Consider the following 14,387-nt stretch of genomic DNA (forward strand, 5'->3'; position numbering starts at 1 on the left):
CGAAGCTGCTACCCTCCCCCGATTTCCACCTCCGGAGTCCTCCCATGAATCAAGTCAGTGGCTGGCTGCTGGCCCTGCCCTTCCTGGCCGGCGCGGTGCTGCCTCTGCAGGCCGGCATCAACGGCCAACTCGCCCGTCACCTGTCCAGTGTCCTCGCCGCCGCGCTGATTTCCTTTGCCGTTGGCAGCCTGGCGTTGCTGCTGATGACCCTCAGCCAACGTGAAATGCCCGGTTTCGCTGCACTCAAGGAGCTGACCTGGTGGCACTGGAGCGGTGGCCTGCTCGGCGCTTTCTTCATCGCCACCGCCGCCTTCGCCGGGCCACGGGTCGGCGCACTGCTGTTCATGGTGCTGGTGATCGCCGGACAACTGGCCATGGCCATCACCCTCGATCATTTCGGCTGGGCCGGGTTTCGCGAGGCGCCCATCACCCTCGGTAAGGTCGCCGGCCTGGCGCTGATCGTCGCCGGCATCTGGTTGATCCGCCGCGGCTGACCAACGGCAGGTAAATACTGGCAAAGCGATAGCTCACCCGCTCACAAAGGCGCTATGCTCGGAGCAGCAGTCTTTGTGATCACAAAAGCCTCCCGGAGAAGGTTCTGACGCTACCTGCGACGGCCCGAGGCTGGTCGGCGGTGGATGCCAGGCCGTACAAGATGACCGACGCCGAAGTACCGCGCCAGCCCACCACCTTTGCCCTGTGGCGTGAGGTGGATGACACCCGCATCCGCACACGACTGGGGGGCTTCTTCTACCTGCTTGCCTGGCTGCTCACCTGGATCTTCAGCACAGCGCCCGGCAGCCTCATCGTCACCGGTCTGCTCGGCACGGCGCTGTTCACGGCGCTGTTGGCTGCACGCCTGCTGCATCGGCCCGACGGCCTGGAGACGCCTCAGCAACTGCAGCGCTGGCTCAACCATCATTGGGGACTGATCCTGCTCACCGCCCTGTGCTGGGGGCAGACTCACGCGCTGGTGCTGTACCGCGACGAGTACAACGATTCGGAGCTCATCGCCACGCTGTCCACCATCGCCTTCGGCACGGCGATGACCTTCAATTTCGCCATGCGCCGCCAGCGGGCTCTGCTGGCACTGGCGCTGCTCTATCTACCCGGATTGGCGGTCATGGCGCTGGACTGGCAAAACCGCCATGCGTTGCTGATCACCCTGATCTTCTACCTGGCCTATCTGGTGCTGGTACTCGGTCGTAACCACCGGGAATACCGCTCCACACTGGCCCTGGAGCTGAAGCTGCTAGATCAGCAGCGCCAACTCGACCTGCTCAGCCGCACCGACAGCCTGACTCAGCTGGGCAATCGCTATCAGTTCAACAACCTGTTCCCCAGCCTGGTGGCCAGTGCGCAGCGCAAGGGCGAACCACTGTCGCTGGTGCTGCTGGATATCGATTTCTTCAAGAAGGTCAACGATGAACACGGCCATGCCGGTGGCGACGCCTGCCTGAGCGCCTTCGCAGAACGGATGCGCCGGGTCTTTCGCCGTGACGGCGACGCGCTGCTGCGCCTGGGCGGCGAGGAGTTCGGCGTGCTGCTACCCGGCACGACGCAGGCCCAGGCCTGGGATCTGGCGGAGCGCTTTCGTCAGGAACTGGAAGCCGAAGGCCTGTTGCTGGCCGATCAACGCCTGGAACTGACCACCAGCCTGGGTATCGGCAGTTTCGACAGCCGCTACGACAGCGATGCCGATGCGTTCTTCAAGCGCGTCGACAGTGCGCTGTACCGCGCCAAGCGCGAAGGCCGCAACCGCCTGGTCGCAGCCGATCACTGATGCCTCGCTGACTTAAGATCGCGCGCGGGGTTTGGGTAGGGTGCGCCGTGCGCACCGCTTATCGCAGCCGACGTGCCGGTGCGCGCGGCGCACCCTACCAGGACAGAATCCCGACTAGAGACGAAACTTGCCCATCTGCCCCGCCAGGTCATCGGCTAGGCGGCTGAGGGTCTGGCAATCCTCACGACAGGCGCGCACCTCACCCGCCGTGGCGTGCGCCAGGTCGGCAATGCCCTGTACGTTGCGGTTGATCTCCTCGGTCACCGAACTCTGCTCTTCGGTCGCAGCAGCCACCTGGGTATTCATGTCGCTGATGCGCTCGACCTGCTCGGTGATCGCCCCGAGCGACTGCCCTGTACGCTGACTGGACTCGACGCCCGTGCTGGTCGCCGACTGACCGGCGTGCATGGAGCTGACCGCAGTTTCCGCGCCCTGCTTGAGGCGCAGGATCATCTGCTGGATTTCATCGGTGGACGCCTGGGTGCGACTGGCCAGCGTACGCACCTCGTCGGCCACCACGGCGAAGCCTCGGCCCATCTCACCGGCACGCGCCGCCTCGATGGCCGCATTGAGCGCGAGCAGGTTGGTCTGCTCGGAAATGCCGCGGATCACCGCCAGCACCTGGTCGATGGACGCCACCTGTGCGGCCAGCTCGCTCACCGCTTCGGCAGCACTGCCGATATCGGCGGACATCCGTTCGATATGGGCAATGGACTGGCCGACCACCTGGCGCGCGCTCTGCGCTTCATCACGCGCCGCGTGCGAGGACTGTGCGGCGTTGCTGGCATTACGCGCGATTTCCTGCACGGTCAGGCCCATCTCGTGCACGGCCGTGGCCACCATGTCGGTCATTTCCCGCTGCTGGCCAGCGCGCCCAGCGGTATTTTCCACCACCCGCGCCACCTGGCCGACTGCCGTACGCAGGCGTTCGCTGGTCGCCAACACCTCGCCGATCAGCTCGCGCTGGCCGCCGAGAAAACGGTTGAAGCCACGTGCCAGGTCGCCCAGTTCATCGGCGCGCGACTCATCCAACCGCCGCGTCAGGTCGCCACCACCACCGCCAATTTCCACCAATGCCTGAGTCACCTGACGGATAGGCCGCACCAGGCCCCGCGCCAGCAGCACGACCAGACCGAGGAACAACAGCGCCACGGCGATGCCGATCAGGCTGGTCATCAGCAGCGCCTGACGCGCTTGCGCGTAGACCTCCGCCTCCGGCACTTCACTGACCAGCAGCCAGTCGATGCTGGCGAACTTCTGCGCCACGGCGAGGAAAGTCTCACCATCGCGCTCGAAACGCACCGCGCGGCTATCGCCAGCCAGCACCTGGCGGCTGGCATCGGCACCGAACAACTCGGCGAGCCGGCCGCTGCCACTGAGTTCGGAACGCGGGTGTACCTTGACGTTGCCCTGGGCATCGACCAGAAACACCTGGCCGCGCTCACCGAAGCGGAACTCGCTGATCATCTTCGACATGTCCGCCAGGTTGTAGCCAAGGCCGGCCACGCCGAGGGTCTTGCCGCCCTGCTTGATGCGCTGGTTGATGAACAGCGTAGGCAGGCGGGTGGTCTTGTCGATATCGATTTCCAGCACACGGTCGCGGCTGCTGTCGACCAGGCGATAGAACCACTGGTTCTCCGCCTGACTGCGGTCGAGGGTGCGCATCAGCCCCTCGCCAGTGGTGTAGTGGCCACTGGCGAGGGCGACGATGGACGTGGTCATGGCGTTCTGCTGAGCGCGCACACCTTCAAGGTAGCGGGCAAATTCATCGCGTCGTGCGGCGTCTTCGCCTGCGGCGAGCCAGTCCTGCACCAGGCTGTTCTCGGCAATCGAGGCATTGGCGGTGATCGGTGCGGTCAGTACCCGCTCCAGATCGTTGCGGATAGCCAGCACGCGCGCCGGTAATGCCTCTTCGATCAGGTAACGTTCGGTCAGACGGTCGACTACCGCGGAGTAGATGCCAACGACGATCAGAATACTGGCAAGCAGGGCCGCGCCCATGCTGAGGATCAACTGCCACTGAATACTGCGTTGCCAGAGGCGCATGAAGGCTTCTCCTGATGGTGGTATGGAGTTTGGCCAGACAATTGGATACAACAATGTACACAAATTGCAATTGGTTACCGCCAGATTTCATATCGGCGGTTCACGGCCAAGCTTTATCCACCCCAGAAAGGTGTGTCACAGGTCTCTGGCAACCCCGCAGAGCAGAGCGGCAGCCACCTCCGGCGTCGTGCAGGGAGTGGCTTATTGCAGGACGCTGAATTCCAGACGGGCGGTTTGGCCCGCTTCATCGAGCACGCTCAACTGGTGGCGGCCACTATCGAAGGCGTAGCTGAACGGCGCATCCACATCACTGTCACCAATCGGCCGGCCATCGAGGAACCACCAGCGCTGGCCACTGCCGCCCAACGTCGACAGGCTCAGGCGCAGCGGCTCGGCATTGCCCTGAGGCCGACGCAGGCGATCGCCCTGGCGCACCCCGACGATGGACAACGGCGCTGCCTGCACCTGCATCGTCGGCGGGCATTGCGCATCGGCTGCCGGCAAACGTGCGCTACGCCGTTCACGCCTTGGCAGCCAGGGTTCCAAGGGGGCCGGCCACAACGCCAACTCCCGGGCTTCTGCGCCTGCGCAGTTGGGTGCCACCCGCAAGCCTGCCGCATTGACCCAATAACGCTCGCGCAAGCCACTGCCCAACGGTTGATCCACAGCCAGCAGAGTCGGCGGTGTGGTGCCCTCCAGCGTCCAGGCGAAGCGCTGGCGACGGCAATTGGGATCATTGCGATCCAGCTGCTGCCCCAGCGGCCAGCAGATCGCCGCCACGCCCACTTCCGCTGGCTGTGGGTCTTCAGGTGCGGCCACACCCCGTTGGCTGTCACGCCCTACCAGCAGGTCATGCACCTGCAGCAGCAGAGGCGCCGCCGAAGCCAGGCCGAATTGGCCGGGCACCGGCGTGCCGTCCGGCCGGCCGATCCAGATACCGATCAGGTGACGCGGGCCGACGCCGATGGCCCAGGCATCGCGAAAGCCATAGCTGGTGCCGGTTTTCCAGGCCAGGCTCGGCCGCTGCGTCAACTGCGCACGCGAGTCACGATCCGGCCGCGCCTGTCCGCTGAGGATACGCCGGATGATCCACGCCGATCCCGGCGACAGCAGGCGCCGTTCGCGCAGTTCATCGGTCGGCTGCAATCGCGGTCGTGCCGCCAGTCCGCCGCGGGCGAAGGCGCTGTAGCCGCCGACCAGCGACTCCAGTCGAGTGCCGCCGCCACCCAGAATCATCGCCAGATTGGGCTCGGCCAGCGCCGGCAGGCGGATCGGCAGACCCGCGCCGCGCAGCTCACCGGCAAAACGCTTCGGCCCGTAGGCTTCGAGCAATTGTACGGCCGGCAGGTTGAGCGAGGTGGCCAGTGCTTCGCTGGCCGACACCGGGCCGATGAACCCGGCGGAGAAGTTGCCGGGACGATAATCGCCGTAATGGCGAGGCACGTCCTGCAGCAGCGACTCGGAATGGATCAGCCCGGCATCCAGAGCCATGCCATAGAGGAATGGCTTGAGCGTCGAGCCCGGCGAGCGCAGGGCACGCACCATGTCGACATGACCGAAACGCGCGGTATCGCTGATATCCACCGACCCCAGGTACGCGCGCACCGCCATGCTCTCGTGCTCGACCACCAGGATCGCTGCCGAGGTGCGCTCGGGCAGGCGTGCACGCCAGCCCATCAGCAGATCCTCCAGGCGCAACTGCAGGCTGGCATCGAGCGTGGTGCGGATCAGCGGTGGGCTGCCGGCTCGATTCAGCCGCCGCGCCAACAACGGCGCCAGGCTCGGCTCGCGGCGTGGGGCGAGGAATACCGGTTCCTCCAGCGCTTCATCCACCTGCTCCTGCGGCCACACCTGAAACTCGGCCAAGCGCCGTAGCACCTTGTCGCGCGCCATCTGTGCACGCTGCGGATGACGATCCGGCCGCAGTCGGCTGGGCGCCTGCGGCAACACGGCAAGCAGCGCGGCTTCGGCACGGGTGAGCTGGCTAGGTGGCTTGCCCAGGTAACTCCAACTGGCGGCGGCCACGCCTTGCAAGGTACCGCCGAAGGGAGCGCGGTTGAGATAGAGAGCGAGAATTTCGTCCTTGGACAGGTGCCACTCCAACTGCGCGGTGCGCCACAGCTGCTTGATCTTGCCGGGCAGATCGCGCGAGTGCGGGTCGAGCAGCCGCGCGACCTGCATCGACAGCGTGCTGCCACCGGACACCACGCGCCCGCCCATGAGGTTCTGCCAGGCGGCGCGCCCCAATGCCAGCGGATTCACCCCCGGATGCTGGCGGAACCAGCGATCCTCATAGGTCAGCAACGCCTCGAGGTAATAGGGCGAAACTTCGTCCGTCGTCACCGGATAACGCCAAACACCATCGCGGTCGGCGAACCGCCACAGCGGCGTACCGTCTTCGGCCAACACCACCCGGGCCAGATCGTCCTCAGGCAGGGGTAGCGGGAAAAGTTGGTCGGCTAGCCAGAGCAGGGCTAGCGGCAGCAGGAAAATGAGGAGCCAGCGGCGGGTCAGACGGTGCATACAAGCCCCTCTCCCCCAACCCCTCTCCCATAAATGGGAGAGGGGAGCAGATCGGCGTGTTGCCAAGCCTCACGGCAAAATTCAGGGCCCGTCTTGCTCGCCGATTTCAAGACGAATCTGTTCAAGTACAGCCTCTGTTTCAGCCAGCACCTGATGATTCCAGAAACGCAGCACACGATAGCCTCGGCTTTCCAGGTAACGCTCACGTTGTCGATCGTATTCCGTCTGCTGCTGATGCTGACCACCGTCCAGCTCGATGGCCAGCCAGCGCTCAGTGCAGATGAAGTCGACGATATAGGGGCCAATGGGTTTCTGCCGTTTGAACTTCAGGCCGAGGAAGCGATGGCCTCGGAGGTAATACCAGAGACGCTGCTCGGCATCGGTCATCTCGAGGCGCAGGCGTTTGGCGTTGTCCAGTAATGGCATGGTTCCTCCTTGAACCATTTTTCCCTCTCCCCCAGCCCCTATCCACTAGGGATGCCCCAATAAGCGGGAGAGGGGGCAGTTCAGCGCATGACTGAAAGTGCACACGTTCGGCCCCCTCTCCCATTTATGGGAGAGGGCTGGGGAGAGGGTCGCTCTTACCGCTCCCTCACCACCAGCGACGACGGCGTCTCACCCAGCGCCTGCCAGTTCGGCCGGTACATTGACTCCACATGAGGCGGCGGCACGCGGTAGCTGCCAGGTGTCACCGCACGGGCCAGGTACAGCAGATGGGTGGTCTCGTAGCTCTCCACATCCACTGCAGCCACGTAGCGATCGCCACGGTATTCCTGGTGTTTGATCCGCGCGTTCTGCATGGCGCGGCGCCATTCCTTGACGTTGCTGCCCGCATCGTCGAGGCTCGCCGCGCTCTGTGCCAGGTTCTGGTTCTCCAGCTCCAGGCCTGCCGGCAGCAAGTCCACTACCAGGGCATCCGGTACACGCTGCTTGGCGCGTATGGCCAGGTGCACCAGCACCAGCTCGCCACTGTCCAGGCGCTGCAGGTCGAGCGGACGGCCATCCATGCCGAGGTATTCGCGCTCGATGCTGAGGTTTTCGCCCCCGGCACGCGGTGCCTGGCTTGGATAACCGGAGAGGGTCAGTTGCTGGTACAGGGTGGCGCTGCCGACATTGCCCACGCTCAGCGGTTCAGCCAGTTCGGCACGCTCCAGCTTGATACCCGGCTGCTGGTTGCTCAGTTCGAACTGGAAGGCTCCACTGGCCAGTTTGGCGCTCCAAGCCTGCTCGGGTTTGCTCAGAATGCCACGCCCGGCGAGGAACAGCGCGTTGCGCTCCTGCGTCGACAACCAGCGCTGGCCAGCCAGTTCGTCGGCCAGATTGAACAGACGCTGCTCACGCTGCCCGGCTGCAAGGTCGTGCTCTTCCAGCAGCGCCAGGATCAGCGCCTGATCACGCAACGAGCTGCCGTAATCAGCCATCCAGCGTTCGTCGTTACGCGGCAGGATCAGCCCCTGGTTCAGCGCCTGCTCGGCACGCGGCGCATCGCCCATGAGTTTCAGCGCAGCTGCCAGTTGCACCAGCGGCAGACCGGAACGGGCATCGGCACGACGGTCGAACAGACTGCGCAACGCCCCCAGCGGCGCCTGCTGGCTACGCGCCAGAACGTAGCCAGCATAGGCCTGCACGGCGAAGCGGGTATGGGCGTAGTCCTGGCTGTAGTTGGCCTCGATCAGGCTGCTCTGCTGCAGGTAGCGCAGCAGGCGGTCGTTGGCTTTCTTCAGCGCCTCGGCCGGTACGCCGAAGCCCTGTTCGCGAGCGCGCAGGAGGAAGTCAGTAACATAGGCGGTCAGCCAGTATTCCTCTTCGCTCTCGGCGCTCCACAGACCGAAACCACCGTTGTGGCGCTGCATGCCAAGCAGACGCTCGACACCCAACTCGATGCTGCGCCGCCGCTGCTCGTCCGGCTCGCCTTCCAGGCCGAGGCGTTTGAGGCTGGCAGCATCGGCGTAGAGCGATGGATACAGACCGCTGGTGGTCTGTTCCAGGCAACCGTAGGGATAGGCCTTGAGTGCGCGAATCTGCTCGCCGAGGTTGAGCGGTGGACGGCTGGACAGCGCCAGCACGGCTTCCAAACCAGCGGGTTCGAACTGATTCAGGGTGCCCGGCGGCATGCTCCACGGCTCACCATCGTTGAGTACCGCGCGGAAGTGCTGCAGCTGCGCCGGATAGGCCGGGCGTACACCCAGCGTCCATTCGCGGCTGAAATCGCCGATTTCCTCGTTCGGCAAGGCCAGGCCCTGCACCTCGACATGGATACGCCCCTGGCCCAGGCCACCCTCGGCCCGTACCGGAATGCGCAGGGTAGTGCGTTCACCATCCTTGAGGTTGATCGGCGAATCGCCCTTGCCGAGCAGACGCAACTGACCCTCAACGCCCAGTTGCACATCCAGCTTCTGCTCGCTGCCGGACAGGTTGGTCAGATCCAGTGCCAGGGTGGTTTCATCGCCGCCGGCGAGGAAGCGCGGCATCGACAGTTCGGCGATCAGCGGCGCGGCCACTACGGTCTTGGCCTCGGCCACACCGAAGCGCTCGTCGCTCCAGGCCTGCGCCATCAGGCGCAGCTCGCCATTGAAGTCAGGGATATCCAGGCTGACTTCGCCCTCACCCTTGTCATCAAGCTTCAGCGCATCGCTCTGCAACGCGACGATCAGCACGCTGGTATCCGGACGCTTGCCACCGGCCGCCAGGCCGGCGTCACCACCGAAGGCCAGGCTGGCGACGCGCCCCTGGGCCTCGATCAGCTGCCCATAGATATCCAGTTGATCCGCGCCATAGCCTTTGCGGCCGAAGAAGTTGGCGAACGGATCGGGCGTGGCATAGCTGGTGATGTTGAGAATGCCCACGTCGACCGCAGCGATCAGCACGCGCACTTGCTCGGGGATGCTGCCATCGGCATTGCGCGCACTGACCTTGACCTTCAGCGCCTGCTTCGGCCGCATCTTCTCCGGCGCGTCCAGGCTCACTTGCAGTTTGCGCGGCGCGCGCTCCAGCGGCAGATGCAGCAGGCCGACAGCACGCTTGGGCGTGACCTGCGCCTTGCGCTCGCCAGGACGAATCACCAGGGCACTGAGATAGAGGTCGTGACGCGCCCATTTCTCGTCGATGGGCAGCTCGAAGGTCTTGCCTTCTGCCGGCACGCTGATTTCCTGCCACCACAACGGGCCGTCGCTGGATTCGACCAGCAGGTAGCCGTTGCCGGCAGCCGGCGGGGTGACGGTGATCTTGGCTACATCACCCGCCGCATAGGCGGGCTTGTCCAATGCCAGCTTGACCTGATCGGGACGCACGGCGCCGCCGTCGGCGTTGTCCTGCCAGCGGTAGCCGGCCCAGAAGCGCAAGCTGCTGACCAGGCCGGTCTGGCCGTCGACCACCTCGACCCGATACGGGCCCCACTCCACCGGGAAACTGACCTTGGCAGTGCCGCCAGCGGCGACCTTCAGCGGCTCGTCACTGAGGGTGAGGAATTTCTCGTTGTAGTTGTGGCGCCAGCCTTCACCGTCGGAGAAGGTCCAGAAGTAGTCGCGGCGCTCGCGCACCAGGCGCACATTGAGGTTATCGGCAGCCAGTTTGTTGCCGGCAGCGTCGGCTACCAGAATCTCGAATTCGGCCAGGCTGTCGGCATCGACCTCCTCGCCCTCGAACAGACCGCGCACACCCGGCAGGCGCTCGGCCGGCCAGACCGGCTGCACGATACGCCGGGTGATCGGCCGGCCACCGGACTCCTGCAGGCTGGCCTGGAGGATCAGGCGCAGCGGCGAGCGGGCGTCGCTCCAGCGGTTTTCCGGGCTGAGCACGGCGCGGCCCTGATCGTCGAGATTCTGCTCGTCGAGCTCCTGATCCTGGCTCAGATCGGCTTCGGTAATGTCACCGAACTGATACCCCGGCAGGCTCGCCACCGCTTCGCGCAGCGGACGCACGTAGAGCTGTCCGGACAGACGATTGCCAACGGCCGGCGCACCATAGAGGTAGCGCCCGTTGACGCTGAACTGTGGATTGTCGCTGGGGGCGTAAGGCTGATCCTGGCCCTTGATCTCCAGCGCCAGGCGCTCGGGCAGGAAGTCCTCGACGAGGAATTCATAAACTTGCGGGCTGCCGTCGCCGAGGTCGAGCAGCAATTGCCAGCGCCCCGTCGGCGCTTCTTCAGCCAGTTGCAGCTGGTACTGATAGAGACCGTCGTCATCGGCGTTCCAGACGAACTTGCGGCTGACCTGCTCGTCCGGACGACGCACTTCAACGCTGACTGGCTGAGCCTTGACCGGCTTGCCATCGGCATCACGCAGCAGGCCGTTGAGCAACACGGTCTCGCCTGGGCGATACAGGTCACGCGGGCCGAACACGAAGAACTGCAGCGCATGCGCCTTCGGCCCGGTGATGTCGAATTCGGCCAGATCCAACCCCGGCGCGTTCAGGCGCAGCAAGCTGGTCTGTTCATCCTGTTTGGCCAGCAGCACCTGGGCCTTTTCCGGCAGCGGCAGTTGCGCATGCCCATCAGAATCGGTCTTGCCTTCGGCCAGCAATGCGCCGTCGCCGTCGAGCAGTTCCAGTTGCACGCCGGACTGCGCCTTGCCGCCTTCCAGCGCCTGGGTGAAGACGTCGAGACGATCACGGTAGCGGTGTGCAGACAAACCGATGTCACTCAGGGAAAACAGCGTCGCCGGCTGCGAATAACCGTAGCTGCCGGCCTCACGCATCACCGCCAGGTACACGCCCGGCTGCTTGAATGGCTCCAGACCAGCGATGGGCAGCAGCAGGGTTTCACGGGTGTTGCGCGCCGGGTTGAGATCGAAACGACCGCCATAGACCAGATCGGCCATCGGCAGCAGCTCGCGAGATTCCCAGGTATCGAGGTTGCTGGCACGACCCCAGCGGGAGAGGAAACCTGGCAACGCCTCGGGCTTGATGCGGAAGAACTCGACGTTGACCTTGTCGACGTTCAGCGCGATCACCGGCAGGCCTTCGGCCAGGCGAGTCGGCAGCAGCGAGCCGCGGCTGGCGAAGCCAACACTGGCGAGGAGATCGCGGGTTTCGAAGCGGGTGACATGCTCGGCAGCCAGCTTGCCACCATTGATCGACTTCAAGCCGGCATCGATGGTCAGCACCAGCTTGCGCTGCGGTTCCAGATGACGCAGGCGCAGTTCACTGAGGTTGTCGGTCAGCTCCCAGGCGCCATCGACCTTGCCGTCCTTGCTGTCGACCAGGTGCAGACGCTCGGCGAAACGCTGGTCGGGATCCAGCGGAATGGAGAAGGTCACCGACAGTGCGCTGGCACCATCGAGCTGCACTTCGGACACGTCCACCACTTCCAGCTCGCGGCCGGCATAGCGTTTGGCCAGAGCATCACGGTCGACCGCAGGCTTGGCTGCCTGTTGCTGTTGTGCAGCAGGCTGGGCACTGGTCACCGTGGCAGGGGGTTGAGAAGAATCGCAGGCGCTGAGTAGCGCGAGTGCGAGGGCCAGAAGCAGTCCTTTGTTCGGCATTGCGGGCTCCGGAGAGTAGGGGCGCGAAGGCCGATACTATAGCCGAGACGCCAAAGCGCAGACGAGACGAAGCGACGAATTCCGCCAAGCTGCGCACACTCCGCCACGTGCCTATAATCGGCGTTTTGCTGGAATGGAAGCCCCACATGCACGCCCTGTTCGAAGCCTGGCGCCACACGCCGACCCAGCGGAAGGTCTGGGCGCTGGCTGCACCAATGATCCTCTCCAACCTGTCGGTGCCGATGGTGGCGCTGGTCGATACCGCCGTGGTCGGCCATTTGCCGCACGCCCATCAACTGGCCGCAGTGGCGGTTGGCGGCAGCCTCTATACCTTGCTGACCTGGGCCATGGGCTTTCTGCGCATGGGCAGCACCGGTTTTGCCGCGCAGGCCGCCGGCCGTGGCGACGGAGGTGCATTGCGCCAGGTCTTGTTGCAGGGCCTGAGCCTCGGCGTGTTGCTGGCGTTGCTGCTCGGCCTGCTTGCCCTGCCGCTCAGCGGCGCCGCGCTGAGCCTGATGCAGCCCTCGGCCGAACTGGACAGCCTGGCCCGCGAGTTCTTCCAGATCCGCCTGTTCGGCTTGCCGGCAACCCTGGCCAGCTACGCCCTGATCGGCTGGTTGCTGGGCACGCAAAGCGCACGCGGCCCGTTGGCCATGCTGCTGACCATCAACCTGATCAACGTCAGCCTCGATTTGCTGTTCGTCTTCGGCTTCGAATGGGGCGTGACCGGTGTGGCCTGGGCGGCAGTGATCGCCGAATGGAGCGGCGCCCTGCTCGGCCTGTGGCTGACCCGTTATGCCTTGCGTGAGCACCCCGGCCAGCTCGATCCGCGTGCGCTCAAGCGCTGGGTCAACTGGCGGCCGCTGCTGATGGTCAACCGCGACATCTTCATCCGTACCCTGGCGCTGCAACTGGTGTTCTTTCTGATCACCGTACAAGGCACGCGCCTGGGCGATGCCACGGTGGCCGCCAATGCACTGCTGCTCAATGGCCTGACCCTCGCCGCCTATGCCCTGGATGGCCTGGCGCATGCGGTGGAAGCGCTGTGTGGCCATGCCCTGGGCGCACGCGACCGCGACGCGCTGCGCCGCTCGCTGCTGGTCGCCGGGACCTGGTCACTGCTGGCCAGCGTCGGTTTCGCGTTGTTCTTCCTGCTCGGCGGGCACTGGTTCGTCAGCATGCTCACCGACATTGCCGACGTGCGCGAGCTGGCCGTGAGCTTCCTGCCCTACCTGGCCGTATTGCCATTGCTGGCCGTGTGGAGCTACCTGCTCGACGGTCTGTTCATCGGCGCCACCCGTGCCCGCGAGATGCGCGATGCCATGCTCATCGCCCTGATCCTGGCGTTACCGCTGGCCTGGATGCTGCAAGACATGGGCAACCATGGGTTGTGGTTGGCATTTCTCGCCTTCATGGGGCTGCGAAGTCTGGTGTTGGCTGGCTATGCTTGGAAACTGAGTCGTCGCGACCTGTGGTTCCCACCGTCAGTATCAGGAGAGATCGCCCATGCTCAGCGTCCCGCTGCCCGTTAACGAAGCTCAGCGCCAACAGGCACTGGACAGCCTGGAGCTACTCGATACCCCCGCCGATCCCTATCTGGATGCCCTGACCCGCCTGGCTCACGACCTGTTCGGTGTGAGAACCGCGCTGATCACCCTGGTCGACCGCGATCGCCAGTGGTTCAAGAGCCGCCAGGGGCTGGATGTGGCCGAGACGCCGCGCAGCCTGTCCTACTGCTCGCATGCGGTGCTACAGGATGAACCGCTGTTCATCGACGACAGTCACATCGACGTGCGCTTCGCCGGCAGCGAACTGGCCCTGCTCAATCCCGGCGCACGCTTCTATGCCGGTTGGCCACTGCATGATGCCGACGGTATACCGTTGGGCACCTTTTGCCTGGCCGATCCCGAAGCACGCCAACTGGGTGAGCGCGAGAAGTGCCAACTGCGCGACCTGGCTTACCTCACCGAGGGCTACCTGCATCTGCAGCACAGCTCACGGCAGGCTGAAGAGCTGCGCGATGAGTTAAGCCGCGAACAACGCAAGGGTATGCTCGACCCGCTGACGCAACTGTGGAACCGCGCCGGCCTGCTGCATTTCCTGCCACTGGAACAGGCGGCGGCCGAGCGCAGCAACCTGCGCCTGGGACTGATCTACTGCGATCTGGATCACTTCAAGAAGGTCAACGATCAGCATGGCCACGACGGCGGTGATCACGTGCTCTGGGAAAGTGCGCGGCGCATGAGCGCGGCCGTCAGACCGCAGGATGTGGTCACGCGCAATGGCGGCGAGGAATTCGTGATCCTCACCCTGGTGCACGACGGCTCCGAGCTGCTGCAGATTGCCGAGCGTATTCGCCTGGCGATTGCCGAACGCCCAATCGAACTCGAACATGCAAAGCTGCAGCAGACTGCCAGCCTCGGCTGCACGCTGCTCGCCCCCGGCGAAAGCAGCAGCGCAGCGCTGAAACGAGCCGATCAGGCACTTTATCGAGCCAAGCACGGCGGGCGTAACCGCAGCGAGCTGGCAGACTGACCCACACCCGAGAGCATCCT

General features: G+C 64.8%; 8 protein-coding genes and 1 pseudogene. 4 read left to right on the forward strand and 5 right to left on the reverse strand.

Annotation, left to right across the window (positions count from 1 at the left end):
- The first annotated feature begins 44 nt into the window (after nucleotides 1–44).
- Together HS968_RS21625 and HS968_RS21630 are read left to right on the forward strand one after the other, a co-directional pair.
- Entirely contained in the window at nucleotides 45–494 is a 450-nt protein-coding gene (locus tag HS968_RS21625; protein ID WP_119694469.1) for a DMT family transporter, read from the forward strand.
- Nucleotides 495–655: 161 nt separating this feature from the next.
- Nucleotides 656–1,783 carry a GGDEF domain-containing protein gene (locus HS968_RS21630; protein ID WP_182368631.1) on the forward strand — a complete coding sequence of 376 codons (1,128 nt, stop codon included), beginning with the start codon at nucleotides 656–658 and terminating at the stop codon, nucleotides 1,781–1,783.
- A gap of 114 nt (nucleotides 1,784–1,897) precedes the next feature.
- Here HS968_RS21630 and HS968_RS26825 read toward each other — a convergent pair whose 3' ends face one another.
- The 5 genes and pseudogenes from HS968_RS26825 to HS968_RS21650 form a co-directional block, all read right to left on the reverse strand.
- Complete coding sequence (locus HS968_RS26825; RefSeq protein ID WP_407681667.1) at nucleotides 1,898–2,635, reverse strand: methyl-accepting chemotaxis protein; 738 nt, start codon at nucleotides 2,633–2,635, stop codon at nucleotides 1,898–1,900.
- Between the two features lie 180 nt (nucleotides 2,636–2,815).
- A pseudogene (locus HS968_RS26830) lies at nucleotides 2,816–3,829 on the reverse strand (cache domain-containing protein); the annotation flags it as partial.
- A 201-nt stretch (nucleotides 3,830–4,030) separates the two neighbouring features.
- A complete protein-coding gene (pbpC, locus tag HS968_RS21640) occupies nucleotides 4,031–6,352 on the reverse strand; it encodes a peptidoglycan glycosyltransferase PbpC (RefSeq protein WP_182368634.1) in 2,322 nt (773 codons plus the stop codon).
- An 81-nt stretch (nucleotides 6,353–6,433) separates the two neighbouring features.
- Complete coding sequence (locus tag HS968_RS21645) at nucleotides 6,434–6,778, reverse strand: endonuclease domain-containing protein (protein ID WP_182368635.1); 345 nt, start codon at nucleotides 6,776–6,778, stop codon at nucleotides 6,434–6,436.
- Between the two features lie 155 nt (nucleotides 6,779–6,933).
- Nucleotides 6,934–11,832 (reverse strand): alpha-2-macroglobulin, encoded by a 4,899-nt coding sequence (locus HS968_RS21650; protein ID WP_182368636.1) that lies wholly within the window; start codon nucleotides 11,830–11,832, stop codon nucleotides 6,934–6,936.
- Nucleotides 11,833–11,978: 146 nt separating this feature from the next.
- On the opposite strand from HS968_RS21650, the gene HS968_RS21655 reads away from it, so the two are divergent.
- Nucleotides 11,979–13,364 (forward strand): MATE family efflux transporter, encoded by a 1,386-nt coding sequence (locus HS968_RS21655; protein WP_179623831.1) that lies wholly within the window; start codon nucleotides 11,979–11,981, stop codon nucleotides 13,362–13,364.
- Entirely contained in the window at nucleotides 13,339–14,367 is a 1,029-nt protein-coding gene (locus HS968_RS21660; protein ID WP_182368637.1) for a sensor domain-containing diguanylate cyclase, read from the forward strand. Before HS968_RS21655 ends, HS968_RS21660 begins: the two co-directional genes overlap by 26 nt.
- Nucleotides 14,368–14,387 lie beyond the last annotated feature (20 nt).

Source organism: Pseudomonas berkeleyensis (genome assembly GCF_014109765.1).
Taxonomy (GTDB): domain Bacteria; phylum Pseudomonadota; class Gammaproteobacteria; order Pseudomonadales; family Pseudomonadaceae; genus Aquipseudomonas; species Aquipseudomonas berkeleyensis.

What these genes read in the sequence shown, in the direction of transcription:
- HS968_RS21660 (WP_182368637.1), top strand. Translation starts at nt 13,339, where the DNA reads ATGCTCAGCGTCCCGCTGCCCGTTAACGAAGCTCAGCGCCAACAGGCA.
- HS968_RS21625 (WP_119694469.1), top strand. Translation starts at nt 45, where the DNA reads ATGAATCAAGTCAGTGGCTGGCTGCTGGCCCTGCCCTTCCTGGCCGGC.
- HS968_RS21650 (WP_182368636.1), bottom strand. Translation starts at nt 11,832, where the DNA reads ATGCCGAACAAAGGACTGCTTCTGGCCCTCGCACTCGCGCTACTCAGC.
- HS968_RS21645 (WP_182368635.1), bottom strand. Translation starts at nt 6,778, where the DNA reads ATGCCATTACTGGACAACGCCAAACGCCTGCGCCTCGAGATGACCGAT.
- HS968_RS21655 (WP_179623831.1), top strand. Translation starts at nt 11,979, where the DNA reads ATGCACGCCCTGTTCGAAGCCTGGCGCCACACGCCGACCCAGCGGAAG.
- HS968_RS26825 (WP_407681667.1), bottom strand. Translation starts at nt 2,635, where the DNA reads ATGACCGACATGGTGGCCACGGCCGTGCACGAGATGGGCCTGACCGTG.
- HS968_RS21630 (WP_182368631.1), top strand. Translation starts at nt 656, where the DNA reads ATGACCGACGCCGAAGTACCGCGCCAGCCCACCACCTTTGCCCTGTGG.
- pbpC (WP_182368634.1), bottom strand. Translation starts at nt 6,352, where the DNA reads ATGCACCGTCTGACCCGCCGCTGGCTCCTCATTTTCCTGCTGCCGCTA.